The following is a 24721-nucleotide window of genomic DNA, read 5'->3' as shown; positions in this document are numbered from 1 at the left end:
CGCCTATGACCCTGTCAAGCCCGGATTGCTGGCATTTCTGCCTCCTGAGACTTGAAGGGTCCTAGTTGAGCCAACATACATGCCCCAAGTTTTGTTCCCGGTTCATCACAAATATTTTTCGTGAGCGTGGCGAGGGTCATTGCGTTTCGCCCACCAACGGTCTCCGGGCCACGCCGTACGGGGGTCGGTGCTCCACCACGGTATGTCCTGGATGTCCAGACGACGCCGCACGGTTCGGGCTCCCTCGCGACCCTCCGCGATCTCGTTGCTGCGCTCCAGGAGCCCCATGGCAGTGAAGGCTCGTCCCCTGAACACCTCCAATTGAGCGCGCGCGGATACGACGTCCGCGTGGACCATGGAGCACCGACGTTCCCGCCCTCGGAAGGCCTCCGCGGATTCCAATCCGTGGCTCAGCAACAAGTCCAATCCCTCCAGGATTCGATAGGCCGCTTCTACCGTGGCCCAGTCCGGAATGGACTCCCACTGGCCTAGCACCGCGTGCGCGCAACACAGCCCCTCAGCGACGTCCTCGCGCGTGGCGCAATACTCGATTGCGGGTGCTGGGAGGGACAAGACTTCTCGCAGGGACGCTTGCAGCCCCTTGTGCGCCCGCGCTGCTCGGTCCTGGTCACCGGTCAACCACGAGTAGAAGATCGCATCCCGGGTGATGTTGTGGGTCAACGCCATGACCAACCGAGCGAGATGCTGATCCGTGAGACTCAACAACGCGGAGGGCCAGTCGGCTCCTCCGGAGTTCATCACGGCGATGGCATCATGCCAGCGCCGCAGGTCTCGTTCGTAGCAGGCCGGCGCCTGGAAGTGACAGTGCCACTGCTCGTCCACCCACTCGTGATGGGTGCCCTCGTACGCGAAACCGTGGTCCTCGGGCACTTCGTCCTCGGTGTGCCAAACGCCCGGTCCCTCTGTTAAGTGGTCCAGGGCGTCGAGGAATCCGGACGACCGGTGCCTTAGCGCATCCGGCACCTGGCCAGGTTGTTCCGGGGTCAACTCGTTGAAACAGCTTCCGAGCGCCACCATGTGCGCGTTCAGCTGGCTGTCGGAGATCCCACTCACCGGCTGCGGTTCATCGACACGCTGGAGGTTCCACCAGTGCTCCGGGCCCACGACGAAACCACCGGTGGCGCGCATTCCGGAGTCCTCAACGGCCAGCCCCAGCCACGCTGCGCGGAAGAAGTCCTCCTCGGGTTGGGAAAGCACCGCCGTATCCGAATACACCACCACCGTCGCCTGCTGCACGTGACCGGTGGTCGCTGTCACCTCAGTCAGCTGTTGGGCGTATTCCGCAAGATCTTCCGTCCCACTGGGGGTGGGCAGCTTCAAACACAGTGCTCCCCCGCTGGAGACCGGGATGAACAAGACGGCGCAATTGCGCGGTTCATATCCCAGTTGGTGCGGAATCAGTGCCAGGAGGTCTTCGTCGCAGCGGATCTTGACGGGTTCTTGGGGATCATTGAGGAGTGTCATGCCCCCACGATCCGCGAGGCAAGCTCACCACGTCTCGCGGCGGCGTCGAAATGTGCATGCCGAACAAGAAGGAAACCCGAGAGACCGCACTGTGGAGTGCGAGTGCCGCGACTTAAGGGACCAACAGGTTCTCGGACGCGATCACACGGAGCGGGGCCCGTGAACCTTGCGCACTTTCTTAGTGCAGATGAGCACCGCAATGATGCCCACCGCGGCCACGAGACCCTGGGCGGCAATGGCGGGACGGAACGCCTCGGCATCGTAGAGGGTCGGTGAAACCCCCGCCGCGAATTGGAGGTCCAGCACCAGACCGGTGAGATAAATGGCCGCCAAGGACGCGATGAACCCGCCCACATTGGCCAAGCCCGTTGCGGTGCCTCCGCGGCGGGGCGGATTGAAGCTGCGCACGATGTCAAAAGCGAGCATGGACGCGGGATAGGACAACGCCAGCATGCCGACCGCAATGAACACCACGGCCGTGGGCGCCTCACCGGGCCACAGCAGCATGAGCGCCCACCCGCAGTAGATCACCGCGCAGAAGCACAGAGCGAGCACAGAGCGGCGCTTGGCGAACACCGCACTGAGCTTGCCCACGCCCAAACTCACCACCACGTTGACCACCACGAACGTGGTCATGACCACGGAGGCCTGAGTGGCATCCATCCCCTGAGCGTTCTGTAAATACGGGTACGCCCACATCAGGGCAAACGTATTGCCAACGAATTGCACGGCGAAGTGAACCCAGAAACCCAATTGCGTCCCGGGTTCCCGGAGGGATTCCTTGATGGTCGCGCCCACGGTTGCGAAAGAAATGGACTCGTTGAGCACGTTCACCCCCGGTGGTGCGCTGCGCAGTAGGGCCGCGGACAGCACGCCGGACAACAATGCCAAGGCCGCCAACGAAATGAACGCGGGAACCCAGCCGGTCGCGTGCAGCACGGCCGCGAAGGGGATCACGGAGAAGAGTTGCCCCAGATTGCCGGTCATGCCGACCACTTGGGAAAGCATGGGCACGCGCATGGCAGAAAACCATGCGGGCAACAGGCGCATGACGCATACGAACGTGGCGGCGTCACCGGCGCCCACGAGAATTCGGCCAATCACACCGGCCGCAACGGATTCGGCCGCCGCGAGCTGCAATTGGCCGACCACCATGCACGCGGCCCCGGCGCTGATCAGCACACGGGGCCCGAAACGGTCCACCAGCACACCCACCGGGACCTGCAGGGCGGCGTAAACCAGCACCTGCATCATGGAGAACATGGACAGGCCCGCTGCCACTGTCTGGAAGCGGTCCGTCGCTTCCACCGAGGCCACACCAAAGCTCGTCCGCTGGGCTACCGCCGAGAAGTAGGCGAAAACCCCCACAGCAAAGACGAGCCACGCCCTTCGCGAATCCTTCCCCTGATCACGGGGTGAAGACATGGGAGTGCGTGGCATGCTCAGGGTCCTTGGGTCGCAGTGGAGATCGCGGCCCGGCTAGTGCAGTTGCCGCGAGATCAGTTGTCCTGCTCGTCCTGAGAAGCGAGGAAAGCCTCGGCGGCCGCACCGAGTTCGTCGGCGTCGGGCAGATCGTCGTGGTCAGGACCGGCCAGGATGGAACGATGCGCTGACGCATCGACCACGTCATCGTATCGCCGTTCCATATTCTCGATGACGGACTGGATCTCCGGGGACCCATTGGCCTGCTCGTTGATCTGCTGAATCACGCCGCGAGAGGCTTCACGCAACTCGTCCGTGGGAAGCGTGCGGCCCGTGACGGCGCTCAGGTGCTCCAGAGCAGCCACTGCGGCCTGCGGCAAGTACGACTCCGCGAGATACTGCGGCACGTGTACCGACAGGCCCACGTGATCGATACCGGCGCCCTGCAACTTCAATTCCAGTAAGTGCGAGACGGAGGCGCTGATCTCGAAGGTCGGCTTGTTACCTCCCGTGCTCGGCAACAGGTCGGCCCGCGGTCCGTGCGCGGTGACCAACATGGGGCGGGTGTGGGGAACGGGCATGGGTATACCGCTCACCAGGGCCACCAGGCTCACGTCCAGGCGCTGGGCCAGGCCGACCACGGCCCGGGTGAAGCGCTCCCACTGAGTATCGGGTTCGGGACCGGTGAGCAGCAAGAAATGACGACCCAGGCCATCCGTGACCACGCGCAGGGTGAGCTCGGGTGCGTCCCACTCTTCGAAGTGGTCCTCCACGAACTTCACGTGCGGCCGACGGGAACGGTAATCGTAGAGCTGGTCCAGATCGAACTGGGCCAGGGTTTCACTGGGCATGGAGTCCATGACCACGGCCTCGATCTGGCCGGCCAGGTGCCCCGCCTCCACATATCCGGACAGCGCCACGATCATGGGCAATCCGCGCAGTCGCCCATCTCCGAGCAACGCGGGGTCACTCAGGTACAGCGCCGTAGGATCCAGCACAACGACCTCCTGCAAATAACTTGGGGGACGAAACCAGGGACGGTTCGCCTCATGATGACATTACTGAATTCAACGCCGGTGTGACCCGCCGGTATTCCCGCAGCGTACTGCGGAAGTGTCGGCACGTCCGGATAGGATCGGTGACGGTTCCCACGTTGCGATCCCCCTGGCGTGGGTAAGTGTCAGTGTTTCCGAACGAAAGGACACCATCGTGACCACCGTGCAGGACATTGTTGATATCAGTGATCTGAGCCTGGCCGTCAGTGCCAAGTCCCCGGCTGCTCTGTCCGTCGACGCGCTCGTCGTGGGTGTCGAGGCCCCCGGCAAGACCGTGAATCTGGGTCCCGCAGCCAATCCCAAGTTGAGCCGCACCCTGTCAGAGCTGGCCGAACTCGCGGGTGCCTCCGGTGCCGCAGATTCCGTCACCGTGGTTCCCGCGCCCTCCAACGTTTCCGCGCGTCTGGTCGCGTTCACGGGTCTGGGCAAGGCCAACCTCGACGACGCCGCCGCTCACGCAGAGGCCCTGCGCCAGGCGGCCGGTGCCGCCGTGCGCCAGTTGGCGGGCAAGGCCACCAGCGTGGTCGTTGCTCTGCCGACCACCTCCGTGGCCGAGGTCCAGGCCGTGGCCGAGGGCCTGGGCATGGGTGCTTTCAGCTACACGGCCCAGAAGGTGCAGACCCTGGACAAGCAGTCCACCCCGGTCGCTTCCGCGACTGTGTGTGTTGCGAAGGACCTCGCCAAGCGCTCGCAGGTGGCCGTGGAGCGTGCCGCCCACGTGGTCAAGGCGGTTCGCACCGCCCGCACCCTGGTCGATCTGTCCCCCGACACCGCTAATCCGGAGTTCGTGGCTGACTACGCAACCGCTGCCGCCAAGGGCAGCAAGGTCAAGGTCACCGTCCTGGCCGAGAAGGAACTGGCCCGCGGCAACTTCGGTGGTCTGCTCGGCGTCGGTCAAGGATCCGTTAACGGGCCGCGCCTCGTGAAGCTCGAGTGGGCTCCCGCCAAGGCCAAGCGCCACGTCTCGTTCGTGGGCAAGGGCATCACGTTCGACTCCGGCGGACTCTCGCTCAAGCCCCCGGCCTCCATGATGACCATGAAGTCCGACATGGCCGGCGCCGCTGCAGTGCTGGCCACGGTGATCGCGGCGGCCGAATTGAAACTACCCGTGGCAGTGACCGGTTGGCTCTGCCTCGCGGAGAACCTGCCGTCCGCCACGGCCACCCGTCCCGGGGACGTTCTCTCGATGCACTCCGGACACACCGTGGAAGTGCTCAACACGGATGCCGAGGGCCGTTTGGTCCTGGCCGACGGTCTGTGGGCCGCGGGCCAGGAGGATCCGGACCTGCTCGTGGACATCGCAACCCTCACCGGCGCCCAGATGGTGGCCCTCGGAACTCGTACCGCCGCCGTGATGGGTGACGAGCCCGCCCGCGACATGGTGGCCGAGGCCGCTTCCGCTGTTGGCGAAGCGACATGGACCATGCCCCTGCCCGAACACTTGCGCGCATCCCTGAACTCCAACGTGGCCGACATCAAGAACATGGGCGACAAGCACGGTGGCATGTTGGTGGCCGGATTGTTCCTGCGCGAGTTCGTTCCGGAGGTCAAGGGGAACCGCGTCCCCTGGGCCCACGTGGACATTGCCGGACCCTCGTTCAATGAAGGCTCCCCCTGGGGCTACACCCCCAAGGAGGGCACCGGATTCGGTGTTCGCACCCTGTTGAACGTGGCCGAGAACTACGCGTCGTAGTAGGCGTACCCGCCCCACCAAGCGCGCCACGCGCCGGGGACCCACGAGGTAGCAATACCTGGTGAGTCCCTGGGCGTGGCGATAAGGTGGGGACAAAACATCCAAGGGTCTGAGCGCACCGCAGATCGGTACGGCCAGACCGCATAGCAACGTCAAAACACTCGAACCCCGAGGGAGCCAACGTGGCCGACAACCAATACAACATTCTCGTCCTGGGCGGTGGATCCGCCGGATACGCAGCAGCACTGCGCGCAGTTCAGCTGGGTTACTCCGTGGCACTGTTCGAAAAGGAGAAGCTGGGCGGCACGTGTCTGCACTGGGGTTGCATCCCCACCAAGGCGTACCTGCATTCCGCCGAGTTGGCAGAGGGTGCTCGTGAGTCGGAGAAGTACGGCATCAAGGCCACGCTGGAATCCATCGACATGGGTGCCGTGCGCGATTACAAGAACAAGGTCGTGCAAGGCAAGTTCAAGGGACTCACCGGTCTCATGAAGATGCGCAAGGTGGACGTCATCGCCGGGGACGGCAAGTTGACCGGCCCCAACACCATCGAGGCCAACGGCACCACCTACACCGGTGAGCACATCATTCTGGCCACCGGTTCCTACGCCAAGACCCTGGGCATCGAGATCGGTGGTCGCGTGATGACCTCGACCGAAGCCCTCGAGATCGACTTCGTACCCAAGTCCGCGATCGTGCTCGGCGGCGGTGTGATCGGTTGCGAGTTCGCTTCCATGTGGCGCTCCTTCGGTGTCGACGTCACGGTGATCGAAGGCCTGCCCCACCTGGTGGCCAACGAGGACCCCGCCATCATCAAGATCGCCGAGCGTGAGTTCAAGAAGCGCGGCATCAAGTACAACCTCGGCACGTTCTTCGAGAAGGTCGAGCAGAACGACGACGGCGCCAAGGTCACCCTCGCGGACGGCAAAGAGTTCGAAGCGGACATCGTTCTCGTGGCGGTCGGTCGCGGCCCCAACACCGAGAACATGGGCTTCGAAGAGCAGGGCATCCCCATGGACCGCGGTTTCGTGACCCCCAACGAGCGTCTGCACACCGGTGTCGGCAACGTCTACGCCATTGGAGACATCGTTCCCGGCGTGCAGTTGGCCCACCGCGGTTACCAGCAGGGTCGTTTCGTGGCCGAGGAGATCGCCGGACTCAACCCGGTGCCCGTCGAGGACATCAACATCCCCAAGGTCACTTTCACCGAACCCGAGATCGCATCCGTCGGATACTCCCAGCCCAAGGCCGAGGAGAAGTTCGGTAAGGACAACGTGGAGACCTTCGAGTACAACCTCGCCGGTAACGGAAAGAGCTCCATCCTGGGCACGGGCGGCATCATCAAGCTCGTGCGCGAGAAGGACGGTCCCATTGTCGGATTCCACGCAATCGGTACACGCATCAGTGAGCAGATCGGTGAAGGTCAGCTCATGGTGAACTGGGAGGCATACCCGGAGGACGTTGCCGCGTTCATCCACGCCCACCCCACCCAAAACGAGGCCATCGGTGAAGCAGCCATGGCATTGGCCGGAGCACCCCTGCACGGTTGATACCGAGTCGATGCCCGCCACCCGGCGGGCATCGACGGTTAGCCCACCACCGGGGCGGTCACCCGCCCTGACAACTTGAGAGCATTTCTACGTTTAGAGAGGGACGGACGAGACAATGTCTGAAACCGTTAACCTGCCCGCACTGGGCGAATCAGTCACCGAGGGCACCGTTACTCGTTGGCTCAAGGAAGTTGGCGACGAGGTAGCCGTTGACGAACCCTTAGTCGAAGTTTCCACCGACAAGGTCGACACCGAGGTCCCCTCCCCGGTGGCTGGCGTCATTGAGAAGATCCTGGTCGAAGAGGACGAGGACGTCGAGGTCGGCGCGCCGCTGGTCGTCATCGGCGACGGTTCCGGTTCGGGCGATTCGGACGATTCCGGCTCCGAGGAGTCCTCAGATGATTCCGGTGAGTCCGAGCAGGCCGAAGAGCCCGCCGAGGACACCCAGGACGCCAGCGAGTCCGAGGAGAAGGAAGAGCCCAAGGAAGCACCCAAGGCCGACACCAAGAAGTCCTCGGGCAATTCCGTAGAGGTCACCCTCCCCGCACTGGGCGAATCCGTCACCGAAGGCACCGTGACCCGCTGGCTCAAGGAAGTCGGCGAGCAGATCGAGGTCGACGAGCCCCTGCTGGAGGTCTCCACCGACAAGGTCGACACCGAGGTTCCCTCCCCCGTGGCCGGCACCCTGCTGGAGATCAAGGTCCAGGAAGACGAAGACGCAGAGGTCGGCCAGGTCCTGGCCATCGTCGGCGACGAATCCGACGCATCCTCCGACGACTCCGGCTCCGAGGGCCCCTCCGATGAGCAGGTCGAGGACGCCGCAACCGAGGCGGACTCCGGTGAGAACACCGAAGATGCCGCCGAGGACAAGGCTCCCGCCAAGAAGGAGGAGCCCAAGGAAGCACCCAAGGCCGACACCAAGAAGTCCTCGGGCAATTCCGTAGAGGTCACCCTCCCCGCACTGGGCGAATCCGTCACCGAAGGCACCGTGACCCGCTGGCTCAAGGAAGTCGGCGAGCAGATCGAGGTCGACGAGCCCCTGCTGGAGGTCTCCACCGACAAGGTCGACACCGAGGTTCCCTCCCCCGTGGCCGGCACCCTGCTGGAGATCAAGGTTCAGGAAGACGAAGACGCAGAGGTCGGCCAGGTCCTGGCCATCGTCGGTGACGAATCCGACGCATCCTCCGACGACTCCGGCTCCGACAACTCGGACGACTCCGGTTCCGAGGGCCCCTCCGATGAGCAGGTCGAGGACGCCGCAACCGAGGCAGACTCCGGTGAGAACACCGAAGAGGCCGCCGAGGACAAGGTTCCCGCCAAGAAGGAGGAGCCCAAGGAGCAGACCAAGAAGGTCGAGCCGAAGAAGGAAGAGTCCAAGCCCGCTCCCAAGCAGGACGACTCCTCTTCCGAGAAGCCCAAGTCCACCTCCGGGCCCTCCGAGGCCGCCGGTTACGTGACTCCCCTGGTGCGCAAGCTCGCTCGCGAGAAGGGCGTGGATCTCTCGACCCTGTCCGGCACCGGTGTGGGTGGCCGCATCCGCAAGCAGGACGTGTTGGCTGCGGCCGAAGAGTCCTCCAAGGCTTCCGAGTCCAAGGATCAGTCCGTCGACATGGCCCCGGCAGTGGCCGGCGGTACCGATGAGAAGTCGGCTGCTCCGGCAGCGGACGCCAAGCGCGGCACCACCGAGAAGGCTCCTCGCATCCGCATGACCATCGCCAAGCGGATGCGCGAGTCCCTGGACGTGTCCGCCCAGCTGACTCAGGTCACCGAGGTGGACATGACCCGCGTGGCTCAGCTGCGCACCAAGGCCAAGGACCAGTTCCAGAAGCGCGAAGGTGCCAAGCTGACCTTCCTGCCGTTCTTCGCCAAGGCTGTCGCTGAGGCGCTGCAGACTCACCCTGTCCTCAACGCCACGTTCAAGGAGTCCGACAAGGAGATCGTGTACAACGGCTCCGAGGACATCGCGATCGCCGTTGACACCCCGCGTGGACTGCTCGTTCCGGTCATCAAGAACGCCGGTGATCTGAACCTGGGTGGTTTGTCCAAGCAGATCGCAGAGTTGGGTGCCGCCGCCAAGGACGGCTCCATCTCCCCCGATCAGCTGACCGGTGGCACGTTCACCATCACGAACATCGGTTCCTTCGGTGCGCTGTTCGACACCCCGATCATCAACCAGCCGCAGGTTGCGATCCTGGGTACGGGCACCATCGTGAAGCGCCCCATGGTCATCACTGATGCGGACGGTAATGACACCATTTCCATCCGTCACATGTGCTACCTGTCGCTGACCTACGATCACCGCTTGGTCGACGGCGCGGACGCCGGTCGCTTCCTCTCCACGATGAAGAAGCGACTGGAAGAGGGTCACTTCGAGTCCGAGGTCGGTCTCTGATCGCCACTGACTGACTCGTAGCGGTCAACCATTCGGTTGATTTATCACCGCCGGGATGTGTTCTGGATCACTCAGAGCGCATCCCGGCGGTTTTGTTGAGGGGGACTCGGATAGGGTCGAAGCATGGACTTCCTCTTCAGCCTCATGTTGTTCTTGCACTTCGTCGGCCTGGCCGTGATCATCGGAACCTGGATCTTCACGATGAAGCGCCCCACCGTGACCGTGGGCCAGTTCTGGTCCGCGATCGTCATGCTCCTGACCGGTCTGGCCATGGTGGCCATGCGCGAAATGCAGGAGGGCTTCGAGGTCAACCACATGAAGATCGGCATCAAGCTGGTCATTCTGCTGGTGGTTGCCGTGGCCGCATTCATCGGAATGCGCAAGACCAAGCGCGGCGAGCCCGTCTCGACCGGCCTCGCTCACGCTGTGGGCGGCATGGCCTTGATCAACGCCGCCGTCGCCGTCTTCTGGTGATCCTGCAGCCCTGAACCTTCCTTTCGGAGCCTCGCCGCGCCTGGTGCGCAGCGGGGCTCCTCTCATGGCCGGGGTGCCGCCGCCGTATCGTCCGCGGTGGGTCGACTGCAACAGTTACCGCACCCGCAACGGGCTGAATGTGCACGTTTTATCCCTGGCGTTCAACCGGAGTGACATCCACGATTCGCCACCCCTGGTTCGTGTGGGCCACGGTGATGTGCACGTTCTGGCGCACCGTGGCGTCCTCGCGGTCCACGTGCGAGTCCGAGGGAAGCTCCCCGTGCCAGCCACGTGTGAGGATCTCGGCGTAGAACGTCTGCGCGTCTTCGCTGCCCCGCTCGTCATCCCGTTCGTTGTTGGATCTCGTCGAGGCATCGGAAACACGCGCCGGCTCAATGCGATCCACTTCCATACTCAGTTCGGAGAGGACCGAGTAGTCACTGGCGCCACCGTCCTGGTCAGCGGCATGGGCGATGGTCGACCTGTCAGATTCTGCCAGCGCAGAGCCTTGCACGTACACCGCCGTGAGCGCCTGGTCATCCCCCGCAGCCAATGCATGGGCCCGCGAGGAAACAAGGCGGCGCGCCGCTTCCTCTGCGGCCCCCGGCGATTCAGTACCGGCACCGGCGTCAGCCCCCGAAACCTCCCGCTCGGTCGCCACGGGGGATGTCTCTCCCCCGGTAAGTTCGGCGACCCCGAACCACGCGCATCCGACCACGGCGGTGGCAGCCAGTGCCAGAACCAGTGGTCGCCGCCAGGAGCGCCCTTCAACCGCGGAAGCCGTACTGGAACTCGATCCACGGCGTGATCTCGGGCGCCAGGTCCGTCCCAGCCTCACTTCGGTGCCGTCCGCTCGAATGATCTGCGGGGTTGACGGGCGGGCTGTCCTGGGCGCGGTTCTGGCAGCCGGAATGGCCGCAATGCCCGTGGCGAATTCATGGGCGGTGGGTCTAGGTTCGGGGTCATCGTTGAGTGCGGCCTCCAGCATGAGCACCAGGCCCCTGGGCGCAGCGGGACACACGAGGGTCAATGGCACCCGGTGAGAATCCGAACCCGGCACCCTACCCGTCAGAGCCACCCATGCGAGGGTGGCCAATGCTTTGACGTCATCCGCCGGGATTCGCGCAACACCACGATCCAGCATCTCGGGCCGGTCATCGTGGCCCCACGACACCACGGCTGGCAGATCAGGATCAGAGCGCGCATCAGTGGTCACGGGCACCCCGTAACCGTCCAACCACACCTCCCGGTCCGGACCAAGCAGGATGTTGTGTTGACTCAAGGTGCCGTGCACCCACCCCTGATCGTGCAGGGCGGCCAACCCTTTGGCCGCCGCGGTGAGGATCGGAGAGATCTCGGCTGGAGGCACCCGTCCGTCCTGGGCGATTCTGTGGGCCAGGGAGATACCGGTCACGTGGCCGGACACCAACGCCTCCGCACAGTCAGAGTCGCCTATGATTCCACGCACCGGCACCAAGTGAGGATGGGAATTACCGGCCCAGAACTCGGCCACTCGAGACATGGAGCGCTGTTGCGCCTCACGCTCTCCCCTCACGGTACCCGTGGCGAACGTGACCGTGAACTTCTCTCGGCTGAATTCTTCTTTCGCGAGCCACGTACGGGTCCCCCTCCCCGTTCCCAGGTGGCCGACCAGTTCCAGTCCCTCGGAGTGAGCGGCTGCACGGTCGTGAGATTCCAGGACAGCCTCCGGTCCGTCCGCGCCCGGTGAATCTGCCAAGCTGTCGCCGCCGGTCGATGTCTCGGATGATGAACCCTGCGAATCCGGGACGTGCGACCGTGCCCGTTCAGCACGCGGCCGTTGGGCGGCCAAGAGTCGTTCCTGGGCTCGGGTCCGTTTCTCTGGTGCGCTCATGAGCCCACTGTGCACCCAAACCGCCCGGGCCCGCTCACGTTATCCACAGGCTGGTACAAGGGATAAACTAACCGAATGGCTTTGCACTTCGAACGCATGGGGTTCGACCCGAACTTCGTGGACTACCGTTCCTGCCTGCAACTGCAGCAAGAGGTCCACGATCAGATCGTGGCCGGTGAACGCGGCAACACCGTGATGTTGCTCGAGCACAACGCCGTCTATACGGCTGGCCGCCGCACTGAGAAGCACGAATACCCCCGGGACGGCACCGAAGTAGTGCCCATCGGACGCGGTGGGAAACTCACCTATCACGGCCCCGGAATGCTCGTCGGCTACCCCATCATGCGCCTTCCCATTCCCCTGGACGTGGTCAAGGTAGTACGCGTCCTGGAAGAAATCATCATTGCCGTGGTCAAGGATTTCGGAGTCGAAGCCACCACTGTGGAGGGCAGGTCCGGGGCGTGGGTGCCCGCCGATGATCGAGGACCGGACCGCAAGATCTCCGCCATCGGCCTGCAGGTCTCCAAGCGTGTGACCATGCACGGGTTCGCGCTCAACTGTTCCAACGACCTGCTGCCCTTCGGCAACTTCATTCCGTGCGGCATCACCGATGCCGGCGTGACCTCCATCAGCAAGGAAACGGGGAATCAGATCAACCCCGCTGACGTTGTTGAACGCATGGAGCAGGAGCTGGCGGCCCGCGAATCGGACCTCTGCGCCCCGTTCGAGCCCGACTCACCCGCAACACCCCTGACCCTGGACTCTCTGGTCTCCTAAGCTGGAGGACAGTGACTTGCCTGCACCACCGCGTCAGGCACAACCGAGCGCCACAAGCGAGGAGTACGTATGACCATCGCGCCCGAAGGCCGCAAGCTGCTGCGCGTTGAACAGCGCAACGCGTCTGTTCCGATCGAGAAGAAGCCCAATTGGCTCAAGAACACCGCCAAGATGGGCCCGCAGTTCCAGGAACTGAAGTCCATGGCGCGCGGCCGCGGGCTGCACACGGTGTGCGAAGAAGCCGGCTGTCCCAACATCTACGAATGCTGGGAAGACCGCGAGGCCACGTTCCTGATCGGCGGTGACACCTGCACCCGTCGTTGCGACTTCTGCGATATCGCTACCGGTAAGCCCGGCATGCTCGACGCTTCCGAGCCCCGTAAGGTTGCCGAGTCCGTCCTTGATCTGAACCTGCGCTACGCGACCGTGACCTCGGTGGCCCGCGACGATCTCCTGGACGGCGGCGCGTGGCTCAATGCGGAAACCATTCGTCAGATCCACGAGCTCAATCCCTCCACCGGCGTCGAGATCCTGATTCCTGATTTCAAGGGTCAGCCGGACGCCGTTCAGCAGGTCATCGACGCCCAGCCCGAGGTTTTCGCGCACAACCTGGAAACCGTGCCGCGGATCTTCAAGCAGATCCGCCCCGCTTTCTCCTACGAGCGTTCCCTGGATGTCCTCACGCAGGGCAAGGAGAACGGGATGATCGTGAAGTCCAACCTGATCCTGGGTATGGGCGAGACGGACGAGGAAGTCTATGAGGCCCTGTGCGATCTGCACGACGCCGGTTGCGACATCATCACCCTCACCCAGTACCTGCGTCCGGGCCCCACTTTCCACCCCATCGAGCGTTGGGTGACCCCGCAGCAGTTCGTGGACTTCTCCAAGCAGGCCGAGGAGATCGGTTTCCTGGGTGTGATGGCCGGTCCCATGGTGCGTTCGTCCTACCGCGCCGGCAAGCTGTGGGCTCGCGCCATGAAGAAGATGGGCCGCGAGATCCCCGAGCACCTGTCGCACATCGACGATTCGGGTTCGGCCAGCCAGGAGGCTTCCTCCTTGGTCGCCCGCCTGAGCTGAGCCCGCTCTCCCGGTACGACGACGCCGCCCGGCCGGGCGGCGTCGTCGTCCTGTGTCCGGCCCTGCCCGAGAACGCGTCACGGGCACCTGCCAGCGGTTAGAATGGCCGCAATCCCCTACCAGCAATCGCGAGGAACAAAAGTGTCACCTAGCACCTCATCCACAGCCCGTGCTGCAGAGCGCGAACGCAAGCGCGAGGATAAGCGCAAGCGCAAAGCGGCGAAGGGTCCGGGCATTTTCGCCCAGATGAAGCAAGTCTTCCAGATGACCAAGGAGCGGGAACCCAACATCCTGCTCTGGATGATCCTGCTGGGTCTCGGTGTGCTGCTGGTGTTCCTGCTCATCGGCGTGCTGCTCAACAACTGGCTCACGTGGCTGCTGATCGGTATTCCGTTTGGCATTCTGGCCGCGGTGATCCTGCTGTCGAGGCGAGCCGAACGTGCCGCCTTCTCCCGGATCGACGGCCAGCCCGGTGCGGCCGGCGCCGCGCTGTCCACCCTCAAGCGCGGCTGGATCATCGAGGAAGAACCCGCCGCCATGGATCCCAAGTCCAAGGATCTGCTGTTCCGCGTGGTGGGTCGCCCCGGGGTGGTGTTCGTGACCGAGGGCCCCGTGAACCGTGTGGACAAGCTGGTCAAGAAGGAACGCCGCCGCATTGGCCCCGTGATCCAGAACGTGCCGATTCACGTGGTGAAGTCGGGCAACGGTGAGAACCAGGTTCCGCTGAGCAAGCTCGCCAAGCACCTGAAGAAGTTGGACAAGACGCTGACCAAGCAGGAAGTGCACGTGGTCTACAAGCGTCTGAACACGCTGCAGAACCGCTTGCCGATCCCCAAGGGCATCGACCCCATGAAGGCCCGCCCGGACCGCAAGGCCATGCGCGGGCGCTAAACCGCCCCGGGGTGTTGTGCCGTCAGTTGGCGACGGTCAGCGGACCTTCACCAGAATGGTTCCCACGGCCCGATCGTGGAGCCCGCGCTGATCCTGGTCGTAAATGACCGGGGGGATCACCAGACACAGCAACAACGACCGAATGGCCGCTTTGCCGAAACCGGCGGGGCGGCCATTCATCGTCTGAACCTGCAGCCCCATGAGCCAGTGTCCGATGGTGCGGCCGAAGGCCCCGACCAACAGCACGTTGAGGGCGAACAGCACGGCGAGGTTCATGAGCCCGTTCTGGTTCCACTGGGCCAGGAACAAATTGGCAATGACCATGGCCGGGAGCCAGTCGATGCACAGCGCGAAGAATCGCGGCACGAAGCGTGCCACCGACGCGGGGCCGTCAATGGGCCTGCCCAGCCGCTCCCCCGGATATTCGTTGGTGCGCGAGGGGCCACCTTCGAGCCAAGAACCCAGATCCTGCCGTGAAATCATGCTCTCAGCCTATCTGCCCTTCCGGTGTTGGACGTGCCAAGCCCAGTAGACTGAGGATGTACCGACCGGTCGGTGTTGTCCGGGATTCCAGGTCGGCCATGTGCGCGTGTGCCCTTGAACGTGTTACATGGTCGAAACATTGGTGTCACGGACGGGCAATGCCAGGTTCTTAGGATGGACATCAGAACCGAGCGCGGTGATCACTCCCCGGAGTGGAGCTGTCGCTGATCGGGACGCCCATACAGAAGGAGAACAGGTCCATGTTCCAGTCAGCCGAGGAAGTCCTCGCCTACATCAAGGATGAGGAAGTCGTTTTCGTCGACCTCCGATTCACCGATATGCCGGGTGTGCAGCAGCACTTCAACCTGCCCGCCAAGTCGGTGGACAACGATTTCTTCACCGACGGACAATTGTTCGACGGTTCCTCCATCCGAGGCTTCCAGGGAATTGCTGAATCGGACATGCAGCTGATTCCGGATCCCACGTCCGCTTTCGTGGATCCCTACCGTGTGGAGAAGACCCTGGTGGTCACCTGCTCCATCGTGAACCCCCGCACCGGCGAGCCCTACCACCGCGATCCCCGCGGCGTGGCCGAGCGTGCCGAGGCCTACCTGAACTCCACCGGCATCGCAGACACCGCGAACTTCGCCTCCGAGGCCGAGTTCTTCGTGTTCGACGACGCCCGCTTCCAGGTCTCCCCGGAGAGCACCTTCTACAAGATCGATTCGGAAGAGGCTCCCTGGAATTCCGGCCGCAAGGAAGAGGGCGGCAACCTGGCCAACAAGACCCACACCAAGGGTGGCTACTTCCCGGTCTCCCCCGTGGACAAGCAGGCCGATCTGCGCGACGCCATGTGTGTCGCTCTGGACGAGGTCGGCTTGTTCGTGGAGCGTTCCCACCACGAGGTGGGCGCCGCCGGCCAGGCAGAGATCAACTACCGTTTCTCCACCCTGACCGCTGCCGCGGATGATCTGCTGAAGTTCAAGTACATCATCAAGAACACCGCGGACATGTTCGGAAAGACCGTGACCTTCATGCCCAAGCCGGTCTACAACGACAACGGCTCCGGTATGCACTGCCACCAGTCCCTGTGGAAGGGTGGCGAGCCCCTGTTCTACGACGAGAAGGGCTACGCAGGCCTCTCGGACGTGGCACGTTGGTACATCGGCGGTCTGCTGGAGCACTCCTCCGCAGTACTGGCGTTCACGAACCCCACGGTCAATTCCTACCGCCGCCTGGTCAAGGGCTACGAGGCACCGGTGAACATGGTGTACTCGCAGGGCAACCGCTCCGCTGGTATCCGTATCCCCATCACGGGCACCAACCCCAAGGCCAAGCGCCTGGAGTTCCGCGCACCGGACCCCTCCTGCAACCCGTACCTGGCTTTCGCAGCTCAGCTGATGGCCGGCCTGGACGGCATCCGCAACCGCATCGAGCCCGCGGACCCGATCGACAAGGATCTCTACGAGCTTCCCCCGGAGGAGGCCAAGGACATCAAGAAGGCCCCGGGCAACCTTGAGGAAGCTCTGCAGGCGCTCGAAGAGGACCACGAGTTCCTGCTCGCCGGTGACGTGTTCACCGAGGACCTCATTGAAACCTGGATCGAGTACAAGCGCGAGAACGAGCTCAAGCCGCTCTCCCTCGTGCCCCACCCCCTCGAGTTCGAGCTCTACTACGGCGTGTGATCCGCTGACTCAGCGGTGAACGAATTCGGCCCCGACCAACGTGAGTTGGTCGGGGCCTTTTCGTTTCCGGATTGCTCGTCATGCCGAGTTCGACGACGCCGCCGCGCCGGTCGACCTCATGGGCCTGGTTCGCGGCTGGTAGCCGGGGGCGCGGCCGGGCGGGTGGTGACGCCGCGGCGTCGTCGTGCGTGGTCCGACGGTGCGTGACGAACTCGCTAGATGATCGTGGTGCGCATGTCCGTGCGATAGCGGGAACGGAACAGGCGTTTGGTCGCGGGGTCGAAGAACCAGAGGTAGACGCCGAAGGTCAGCGCCACGATGGCGGAAATGACACGGGCGGAGATCAAGCTCAGATCGAGGTACGGGAACACGTCCAGCTGGTCGGCCACGGCGTAGATGGTGAAGAAGGCCGTCAGGAAGAACAGGGTGTCCAGCTGCCAGTCGCTGCGGATGCCGGTGATGGCGAACAGCGGGATCAGCCACACGACGTACCAGGCCTGGATCATGGGGGCCAGCAGGACGAGCGCGGCGAAGGCCCACGCCAGGCGGCGGAAGATCTTGGCATCCCGGCCCACGAACATCAGGATCAGGACGATTAATGCGGACAGGACGGTGCCGATGGTGTGGACGACATCCATCCAGACCCGCCCGTTGGCGGTGAGTGAATCTCCGATGATCATCGCGAAGAACCCGATGAGTCCGATGGGTGCGTACCAGATGAACACCGTGCCCGGCGTGGACAGGGCCGCTACCCAGCCGAAGCCGAAGCCGTTGATCAGGCCCATGATCCCCAACAACGCCAATGAGTAGGCCAGCGTGAGCGTCCAGATATAGAACCGGCGCGGCCACGACGCACTGCGCCCGGCCCAGAGCAGTCCGATGAACGGTAGGAACACGAGCGTGATGGGCTTGATACCGATCGACAGTGTCACGAGCGTGGCGCCGATCATCCCGCCCTTCCAGTTACGTTGGATGGCTGCCGCGTAGATGCCGAACAGGGCGAGAGCGACCATGATGGCGTCGTTGTGGACGGCCGCAATGAAGTTGGTGAGAAACAGCGGGTTAGCCACGGACAGCCACAGGGCTCGGGCTGGGTTGACGCCGTGCAGCCGGGCCAGCCGAGGGATCACCCACATACACGCGATCACGGAGACCACGCACATGGCGCGGAACAGCAGGACCGAGGCGTCCGGGCTCGCGTTGGTGATCATCACCACGAGCTGTTCGAGCCACAGGAACACGGGGCCGTACGGTGGCGGAGACTCTGCCCACAGCTGGTCCGCGCCCAGCTGGAAAAAGTTCTCGATGGTCGACACACCGTACTCGTAGGGGTTCAGCCCACTCTGCATCACGCGGCCCTGACCGATGTACGAATACACATCGCGACTGAACAGAGGGACGGCGAACAACAGGGGCGCCGACCACGCCGTAATGGCCGTGAGGACCCACTTACCGGTTCCGTTTCCCCATTTATTGAGTTTCTGACCCAGGCGCAGCCACTCGCGCACCATGATCATGCTGCCGATGGCCAGCAGCAGAATGGAGAGGACTACCCCGCCGGTTTCGTAGCGCATCCAGATGATCAGCGGGTTCTGCCGCAGTGGGGAAACACTCGCGAGCCAGCCCACGCCCAGGGAACCGGCCAGCACCATGAGGGAGCCCAGAGTTCCCATGATCACGGTGCGCAGCGGGGACTGGGAGGTGTAGGCGGATCCCTGGCGGGTGGCCAGAACCGTGCCCGGGTGCGGGCCAGATTCGGGACGGCCGGCAGCCTCGGGGTTGCTCTCCACCGCATTGCCTCCAGATTGCCCGTCGCTCAGTCTTGTGTCTCACCCTACCGACGCCGCCGCGCAGGCAGACCTGCGAAAGGCCCCGGAACGGCGTCGGCCTGAATCCTATCGCGATGCGGGGGGCGCACGCGCCGGGGGCTCCGGCGCGGTAAGTTAGAGGACGTGTCTATTTCTAATCAGAGAATCGTGTGGATCGACTGCGAGATGACGGGCCTGTCCCTGTCCGACGACGCCTTGATCGAGGTGGCCGCGCTCGTGACGGACGATGAACTGAACGTCCTGGGCAACGGCGTGGACGTGGTCATCAAGCCGAGCGACGCCGCGCTGGAGCAGATGAACGACTTCGTGCGGAACATGCACGTGACCTCCGGCCTGCTGCCCGAGTTGCCCCAGGGCCTCGGAATGGAAGAGGCCGAGGCCGAGGTTCTCGATTACATCAAGGAATGGGTCCCCGAACCCCGCAAGGCGCCTCTGGGCGGTAACTCCGTGGGCACCGACAAGACGTTCCTCACGCGAGACATGCCCAACCTTGTGGATCACTTGCACTACCGCGTGATCGATGTCTCCACCATCAAAGAACTTGCACGCCGCTGGTACCCGCGAGCCTATTTCCAGGCACCGGAGAAGACCGGCAACCACCGCGCCCTGGGTGACATCGAAGATTCCATTGACGAGCTGCGTTACTACCGGCAGATCCTGTTCGCTGCGGAACCCGGTCCCAGTTCCGACGACGCTCGTAAAGTTGCGGCGTTGATCAATGCTTCCCGGACGCGTTCCGGAAACTCCTGACCACTCCCCTCCGCGTCGCGTGCCCGATGCGGAGTTAACGCAAACTTTGCGCTATAGTGGTCGTCGTTGCCCGCGCAGGTGTTACACCTCGTGACGGGTTACATGGTGGGCGTAGCTCAGTTGGCAGAGCGCCTGGTTGTGGTCCAGGAGGTCGCGGGTTCAACCCCCGTCGTTCACCCCGTATAACGAGGTCCGAACTTTCGTCAGGATAGTGTCATGACGATGAGTTCGGACCTCGTTCTCGTTGTCCGGTGCGGCTCTCTACTCGAGGTGGCGACCATGTGGGCACTTGCCGGGCACGTTCCACATCCTCAGCCCGCGCTACATCATGGACGGTGTTAGTGGGAATGCCGGGACTGCGCCAGATTCTCTGCCGCCCGACGGCGCAGGACGGCTCGTTCGCTCGCATTCCTGGACAACTTTGCTGCCTCCGCGAACGTCTCACTGGCCATCCTGTGCTGCCCAGACCGTTCGAAGAGATCTGCGCGCACGCTCGGGACGAGTGGCGAATCACGGAGCGCTGCAGAATCAAGTGCGTCGAGCACGGCCATGCCGGCCTCCGGACCGAACGCCCGTCCATAGGCGACGGCCCGGTTGACCTCGATGGTCGGCCCCGGAGCGGCGCCGGCCAAGAGATCGTACAGCATGGCGATTCGGCGCCAATTCGTGTTCTCGGCGTGTTCTGACCTGGCGTGCTGCGCTGCGATCGCAGCCTGGAGGAAATACTGCCCCACGGGTTGTCCCGTGGCCGCAAGGTGTTCGGCCTGCTGCAGAGCTACTAAACCTCGCTGGATCATCGACTGGTCCCATCGTGTTCGATCCTGAGATTCCAGGAGCACGGGCTCCCCGTGGTCGTCGAGACGGGCCGCGAACCGGGAGGCCTGAAGCTCGAGGAGCGCTTGCAGTCCGAGGACTTCGGGCTCGTCACGAGCAACCGAGCTCAATAAGCGCGCCAGCCTCAGGGCTTCCGTGGCCAGTGCTGGTCGCATCCAGTCCTCACCGGCAGTTGCCGAATATCCCTCATTGAAGACCAGATAGATCACGGCCATGACGTCACCAAGTCGTTGTGCGCGTGCCTCACCTGTTGGCAACTCGAAGTCTGCGCCGGCGTTGGACAGTGACTTCTTCGCACGAGAGATGCGCTGGCCCATGGCGGTTTCCGTGGTCAGGAAGCCCCGGGCGATTTCGCTTGTCGTGAGGCCGCCGACCAAGCGCAGTGTCAATGCCGCCCTAGAAGCGGGGCTGAGCTTGGGATGGCAGCACAAGAACATCAGCCTCAGGACATCGTCCTCGATGAAATCCACGGCACTTTCGAGGTCGGTCATATCGTCCTCCCCAGGCGGGGCGTGTTCGAGTTCGCTGACCTTGCGGTTGAGTGTCTCTGCTCGCCTGAAGTGATCGATGCCTCGCCGCTTTGCCGTGGTCATCAACCAGGCTGTGGGGTTGTCCGGGACACCCATTGCAGGCCACTGTTCCAGTGCAGCCACCAAGGCGTCCTGTACGAAGTCGGCTGCAAGCTCCACGTCGCGGGTCATCCTGGTGAGAGCGCCGACGAGGCGGGCCGAATCAGCCCGCCACGCGGTATGGACGGCCTCAATGGGGTTGTCGGGGACGGCTTTCTCCGCCATGAGGCCAGTGTAATGAAGGCGAGTCAGTCGCCGGATTCCTCCGGGCCTGTGGAGATCTGGCGCATGGTAGTGATGACGGTGACCTCGGGCCAGTACTTCGCGTGCAGCTCAGCGAACTTCTCCTGATCGGCCACTGCTTCCTCAAGCGAGTCGTATTGCAGGATGGACCAACCACCGACAACCTCTTTGACTTCCGCGTACGGCCCGTCGACCCGGCTGATCTCGCCGTTCCGCACGACGAAGTTCACCGCATCCTCCGTGCCGTACAGCCCACCCCCGTCGAGAAACACGCCGTTGGCCACCCGTTCGCCGATGTGTTCATCCATTGCGTCGAACAACGCCTGCGGAGGTGTTCCAATGTTCTCTTCCATCCTGACGAATCCCATGAATCGCGGCATCGTGATCACTCCTGTTGATTGTTGGTGAGATGCTGTGCACACCTATGTCGAATGACCAATACGGTTTTCGACATCCTCCTCAGAAGATTTTTCGACCATCTTTTCTTCACAGCGATTTGGTCATCCGGATCTCGTATTGATTGTCGCGGACGGGATCACGCTGTCCAGTGGCCTTGAATCCAATACGCCCATAGTCCAGGATCGCGGCCGGATTGTTGTCTACGGCGCTACGTATTTAGAACCGGATCGGAATGGGGATGCCTCCGCAGCAGCAGACGCCGTTTACTCGGGGGCGCTCCCTCCCGAGCATCATCGCGGCTTGATAGCACGCGGCGAACTGGATCATGGTCGGGACAACACCGCGCATCACCCCGCGCTCGGCAATGATGTTTCGGATCACCCCTGAGCAGGAGTCTTGGCCTCGAGCCACGAGGTAGGCGCAGCTGAATCCCTTACGCGGAGACAGATACCGCTGGTACCCGCGGATAGCGAGGTCAACGCCCTTGCGAGGAGCGGAAGTAACCAAACTTAGTGTCGTCATGGTGCAACCCTAGCCCTCACGCTCGAGTTCTTGGGAGATCACGGCTCCCCTGAACCACGGACGCCCGGTGTGTTAGCGGTCATGGATCAGTGCCTCTGCCGTTTCGTAGCGACCGCGGAATGCCAACGCGATGAGTCTGCTGCCGAGCGTGAAAGCGAAGAGGAGCAGGACGAGACCCGCATAGGTCACGAGTTGTAGCCGCGGTGCTAACAATGGCCCCATGTCGCTGAGCACCAGAGCCGTGCCACATGCTGCGAATGTCGCCGTGAGTACGGCCAGCACGAGTTGCTGGACCAGCCCACTGAGAAACCGCTCGCCGTGCGTGTCCGAAACCAGGCTCATCCGCACCCCGAGGTTCGGTCGATCGACACGATCAATGATGGACCGTACGTGTTCGGGCAACCCTTGCGCCAAGCTGGCCACGGTGACGAGTTGCTCGTGTGCTTGTTCGACCAGATTCTCCCGATTGAATCCAGCGCGCACCACAATTCCAGCACGATCACGTACCAAGCCGACCACATCGATAGAGGGGCTGAGGAGCCGCAGAGTGCCTTCCAACGAACTGATCGCACGAAACGCCGCGGCAAGCGGCGGTGGAACACGCAGTCGATGGTCGAGAGCGATGGTGAAAAGTTGCCCCAGCAATTCATCAACGGGGATACCCCCGACTCTCATGACCAGGTCGGCCATCTGGCGTTTCAACAATGCCATGTTCATGTCTTCGGGTGCTTCCAGCAGCGCTGTGAGTCGTTTTGCCGCCGCGGCGCCGTCCTGCCGGTTGATGGACAGCAGTAGCGACACCAAAGCAGTCCGCAGTCCTCGGTCCATGCGGCCCACAGACCCGAAATCGAGGAGCCCGAGACGCCCATCTGTCAAGAGCAGGACGTTGCCGCCATGGAGGTCCGCGTGAAAGATGCCATCCACGAAAATCTGTTGCATCACCACGTCGACGAGCGACTCCGCCAACTCGACTCTGATTTCGGGGCTCAGGTCGGCGATCTCCTGTGCCGCACTCGTGAGGGGAACGCCATGGAGTTGTTCCATGGTCAGGACGCGATGGGTTGACTGGTCCGGAAAAGCCCTGGGAATGACCACCATGTCACTCCCGCGCAGCGTCGTCAGATTGTGGAGTTCGACTCGGTAGTCAAGTTCTTCGTCGAGGGAGCGGTGGAAACCAGCGGCCAGGTCTTTTGTTCCCAACCTGCGTGCCCACGCGGCGCGGCGCTCAGTCAGTGCGGCCAGATGGTTGATGATGTCCAGGTCACTGCGAACCAGGCCATGGGCTCCCGTCCGTTGAATCTTGACGACCACCGGTTCCCCGCTCACAAGAGTTGCGGTGTGCACTTGTCCCACGGAGGCCGCCGCCAGGGGCAGCGGATCGACGTCTGCGAATACCTCGCCCGGTTCTCTGCCTAACTCCTCGCGGAGAGTGCGGTGAACCGCCGGCCATGGTTCTGGGGGACCTGGCTGTGCAAGCGCGAAAGTTCTTCGATATACCGCCGAGGCAGCAGGTCCGGTCTGGACGCCAACGACTGACCGAGCTTGATGAAGGTCACGCCACCCTCGGTCAGTGCCTCCCTCAGTGAGGTGGCGGTGTCACGCCGGGTCCTCGAGCCTCCCGCCACGGCCGGAGCAGAGCGTGAAAGGAAACGGATCAAGCCGTGGCGAGCCGCAATGCTGAGGATGCTCAGATACCGCCGAACACGGCGTAACCAACCGGGCAACCCCCGGATCAATTCAACGGGCCCTGCTACCGACCCGGTTGGGAACACTGCCTCGGCAACTGCCAGGATGCTGATCAGGAACACCAACACCCAGGCCCCGTAGAGTAAGGCCACCATGGTCGCGGCGAGCGGGTGGGTCACGCCGTTCTCCACGGTTTGGATGCCGATCCATTCCAGGATTTGCCCCAAAGGTGAGAAAGCCGCGAGGGTGGCTATCGCTGAGAGGAACAGGGTTCGAGGCCATCCCACCGCAACTCCCAGCAATCTCCGGGCGATGACCGTGATCACCACCGTATTGAAGATGGTTGCCAAAAGGACGATCACGGCGGCCATCAGGCTCAGTCCCCGAGTGCCAATACCGCGGTAGAACTGGCAACGACCACGGCGGGTAGCCATTCGGGAACGGTGTCCCACAAGTAAGGACGCACGAAACCATAGGGCCCGTCTGCGGCGGCGATCCTGACGAGTTGCCTGCGTTTTTCCGTGACTCGTCCGTATCGAAGCTGAGCGAGTTCACTCAATCGTTCATGGATCTCGTCGTTGATGTGAGCAACCGCCTCCCTGCAAGAGTCCGGGGTGTTCTCAACCAACCGTTTTTGCCGGAACAGCGCCATCGATGCCGCATCCTGCGGATGATCGCGAGTGAAAGTCACCACGCTCTCAGCCATTCCCAGGAGGGCCTTCTCCGGGTCCTCGCTGCGCCCGGCCGCCAGATATACCTCGTGAAAGCGGCGCACACTTCGGAGCCACAAATGGACCAACAACTCTTCTCGGGAACCGAAGCGGTGATAGATCGACCCGGTCGGCGCGCCCACTCTGGCGGCGATGCTGGCGATTCGCACTGCTGACCCGTGATTGCGAACTTCCTCCGCAGCGGCGTCCAAAATGCCGTCAGTAGTGAATTTTGCCAAGGCCATGGCGCAAGCGTACCCCTTGACGAACCAAACATCTAGAATCTATGCTCTAGATTATTCATTCCAGTAAGCGGCTCTTA

Annotated in this window: 20 protein-coding genes, 1 tRNA gene and 1 pseudogene; 10 read left to right on the top strand and 12 right to left on the bottom strand. The window is 63.1% G+C overall.

Annotation, left to right across the window (positions count from 1 at the left end):
• Window positions 1-105 precede the first annotated feature (105 nt).
• The 3 genes from RF638_RS11070 to RF638_RS11060 form a co-directional block, all read right to left on the bottom strand.
• Window positions 106-1485: a DUF4192 family protein gene (locus tag RF638_RS11070; protein WP_368842030.1), complete on the bottom strand. Its 1380-nt coding sequence runs from the start codon at window positions 1483-1485 to the stop codon at window positions 106-108.
• Between the two features lie 141 nt (window positions 1486-1626).
• Window positions 1627-2925: a nitrate/nitrite transporter gene (locus tag RF638_RS11065; protein WP_095798911.1), complete on the bottom strand. Its 1299-nt coding sequence runs from the start codon at window positions 2923-2925 to the stop codon at window positions 1627-1629.
• 59 nt (window positions 2926-2984) lie between these two features.
• Complete coding sequence (locus tag RF638_RS11060) at window positions 2985-3905, bottom strand: PAC2 family protein (RefSeq protein ID WP_129701702.1); 921 nt, start codon at window positions 3903-3905, stop codon at window positions 2985-2987.
• A gap of 211 nt (window positions 3906-4116) precedes the next feature.
• On the opposite strand from RF638_RS11060, the gene RF638_RS11055 reads away from it, so the two are divergent.
• The 4 genes from RF638_RS11055 to RF638_RS11040 all read left to right on the top strand — a co-directional run bounded on the left by RF638_RS11055 (window position 4117) and on the right by RF638_RS11040 (window position 10071).
• Window positions 4117-5655 (top strand): leucyl aminopeptidase, encoded by a 1539-nt coding sequence (locus RF638_RS11055; protein ID WP_368842028.1) that lies wholly within the window; start codon window positions 4117-4119, stop codon window positions 5653-5655.
• A 182-nt stretch (window positions 5656-5837) separates the two neighbouring features.
• Window positions 5838-7205: a dihydrolipoyl dehydrogenase gene (gene lpdA / locus RF638_RS11050; RefSeq protein WP_095798914.1), complete on the top strand. Its 1368-nt coding sequence runs from the start codon at window positions 5838-5840 to the stop codon at window positions 7203-7205.
• Window positions 7206-7320: 115 nt separating this feature from the next.
• Window positions 7321-9597 carry a 2-oxoglutarate dehydrogenase, E2 component, dihydrolipoamide succinyltransferase gene (sucB, locus tag RF638_RS11045; RefSeq protein WP_368842027.1) on the top strand — a complete coding sequence of 759 codons (2277 nt, stop codon included), beginning with the start codon at window positions 7321-7323 and terminating at the stop codon, window positions 9595-9597.
• 123 nt (window positions 9598-9720) lie between these two features.
• Window positions 9721-10071 (top strand): hypothetical protein, encoded by a 351-nt coding sequence (locus RF638_RS11040; RefSeq protein WP_129701006.1) that lies wholly within the window; start codon window positions 9721-9723, stop codon window positions 10069-10071.
• Window positions 10072-10219: 148 nt separating this feature from the next.
• Here the strand turns inward: RF638_RS11040 and RF638_RS11035 are convergent, their stop codons facing one another.
• The gene (locus RF638_RS11035; RefSeq protein WP_368842026.1) at window positions 10220-11944 is read right to left on the bottom strand and encodes a protein kinase; all 1725 of its coding nucleotides are present in this window, start codon (window positions 11942-11944) and stop codon (window positions 10220-10222) included.
• Window positions 11945-12019: 75 nt separating this feature from the next.
• On the opposite strand from RF638_RS11035, the gene lipB reads away from it, so the two are divergent.
• The 3 genes from lipB (at window position 12020) to RF638_RS11020 (ending at window position 14689) form a co-directional block, all read left to right on the top strand.
• Window positions 12020-12721, top strand: a complete 702-nt coding sequence (gene lipB / locus RF638_RS11030) for a lipoyl(octanoyl) transferase LipB (RefSeq protein WP_368842025.1) — start codon at window positions 12020-12022, stop codon at window positions 12719-12721.
• Window positions 12722-12790: 69 nt separating this feature from the next.
• A complete protein-coding gene (gene lipA / locus RF638_RS11025; protein WP_095798444.1) occupies window positions 12791-13798 on the top strand; it encodes a lipoyl synthase in 1008 nt (335 codons plus the stop codon).
• A gap of 141 nt (window positions 13799-13939) precedes the next feature.
• Entirely contained in the window at window positions 13940-14689 is a 750-nt protein-coding gene (locus RF638_RS11020) for a DUF4191 domain-containing protein (protein ID WP_315279541.1), read from the top strand.
• 36 nt (window positions 14690-14725) lie between these two features.
• On the opposite strand, the gene RF638_RS11015 is transcribed toward RF638_RS11020, so the two are convergent.
• Window positions 14726-15172: an RDD family protein gene (locus RF638_RS11015; RefSeq protein ID WP_368842024.1), complete on the bottom strand. Its 447-nt coding sequence runs from the start codon at window positions 15170-15172 to the stop codon at window positions 14726-14728.
• A 260-nt stretch (window positions 15173-15432) separates the two neighbouring features.
• Between RF638_RS11015 and glnA the strand changes: the two genes are divergently transcribed.
• Entirely contained in the window at window positions 15433-16857 is a 1425-nt protein-coding gene (glnA, locus tag RF638_RS11010; protein WP_315279546.1) for a type I glutamate--ammonia ligase, read from the top strand.
• Between the two features lie 215 nt (window positions 16858-17072).
• On the opposite strand, the gene mptB is transcribed toward glnA, so the two are convergent.
• Complete coding sequence (gene mptB / locus RF638_RS11005) at window positions 17073-18647, bottom strand: polyprenol phosphomannose-dependent alpha 1,6 mannosyltransferase MptB (RefSeq protein WP_368842023.1); 1575 nt, start codon at window positions 18645-18647, stop codon at window positions 17073-17075.
• Between the two features lie 162 nt (window positions 18648-18809).
• Between mptB and orn the strand changes: the two genes are divergently transcribed.
• Both orn and RF638_RS10995 read left to right on the top strand, forming a co-directional pair.
• Window positions 18810-19436, top strand: coding sequence for an oligoribonuclease (orn, locus tag RF638_RS11000; RefSeq protein WP_238663165.1), 627 nt, complete (start codon window positions 18810-18812; stop codon window positions 19434-19436).
• Window positions 19437-19541: 105 nt separating this feature from the next.
• Window positions 19542-19614 (top strand) — tRNA-His (locus RF638_RS10995).
• A gap of 160 nt (window positions 19615-19774) precedes the next feature.
• Here RF638_RS10995 and RF638_RS10990 read toward each other — a convergent pair.
• The 6 genes and pseudogenes from RF638_RS10990 to RF638_RS10965 all read right to left on the bottom strand — a co-directional run bounded on the left by RF638_RS10990 (window position 19775) and on the right by RF638_RS10965 (window position 24644).
• On the bottom strand, window positions 19775-21064 hold the full coding sequence (locus RF638_RS10990) for an RNA polymerase sigma factor (protein ID WP_368842022.1): 1290 nt from the start codon (window positions 21062-21064) through the stop codon (window positions 19775-19777).
• A 23-nt stretch (window positions 21065-21087) separates the two neighbouring features.
• Window positions 21088-21435: a YciI family protein gene (locus RF638_RS10985; RefSeq protein ID WP_238663173.1), complete on the bottom strand. Its 348-nt coding sequence runs from the start codon at window positions 21433-21435 to the stop codon at window positions 21088-21090.
• Window positions 21436-21697: 262 nt separating this feature from the next.
• Window positions 21698-22003 carry a membrane protein insertion efficiency factor YidD gene (gene yidD, locus RF638_RS10980; RefSeq protein WP_031272760.1) on the bottom strand — a complete coding sequence of 102 codons (306 nt, stop codon included), beginning with the start codon at window positions 22001-22003 and terminating at the stop codon, window positions 21698-21700.
• Between the two features lie 72 nt (window positions 22004-22075).
• Window positions 22076-23404: pseudogene (locus RF638_RS10975) on the bottom strand (ABC1 kinase family protein); the annotation flags it as partial.
• Window positions 23405-23415: 11 nt separating this feature from the next.
• Window positions 23416-24123, bottom strand: a complete 708-nt coding sequence (locus RF638_RS10970; protein ID WP_129701013.1) for a hypothetical protein — start codon at window positions 24121-24123, stop codon at window positions 23416-23418.
• Window positions 24066-24644, bottom strand: coding sequence for a TetR/AcrR family transcriptional regulator (locus tag RF638_RS10965; RefSeq protein WP_095798435.1), 579 nt, complete (start codon window positions 24642-24644; stop codon window positions 24066-24068). Before RF638_RS10965 ends, RF638_RS10970 begins: the two co-directional genes overlap by 58 nt.
• Window positions 24645-24721: the final 77 nt, after the last annotated feature.

The sequence above is a fragment of the Kocuria sp. CPCC 205235 genome (assembly GCF_040980905.1).
Classification (GTDB): Bacteria; Actinomycetota; Actinomycetes; order Actinomycetales; family Micrococcaceae; genus Kocuria; species Kocuria carniphila.
The sequence above is the reverse complement of the archived record's forward strand: the minus strand, read 5'-3'. Positions and strand labels throughout refer to the sequence as shown.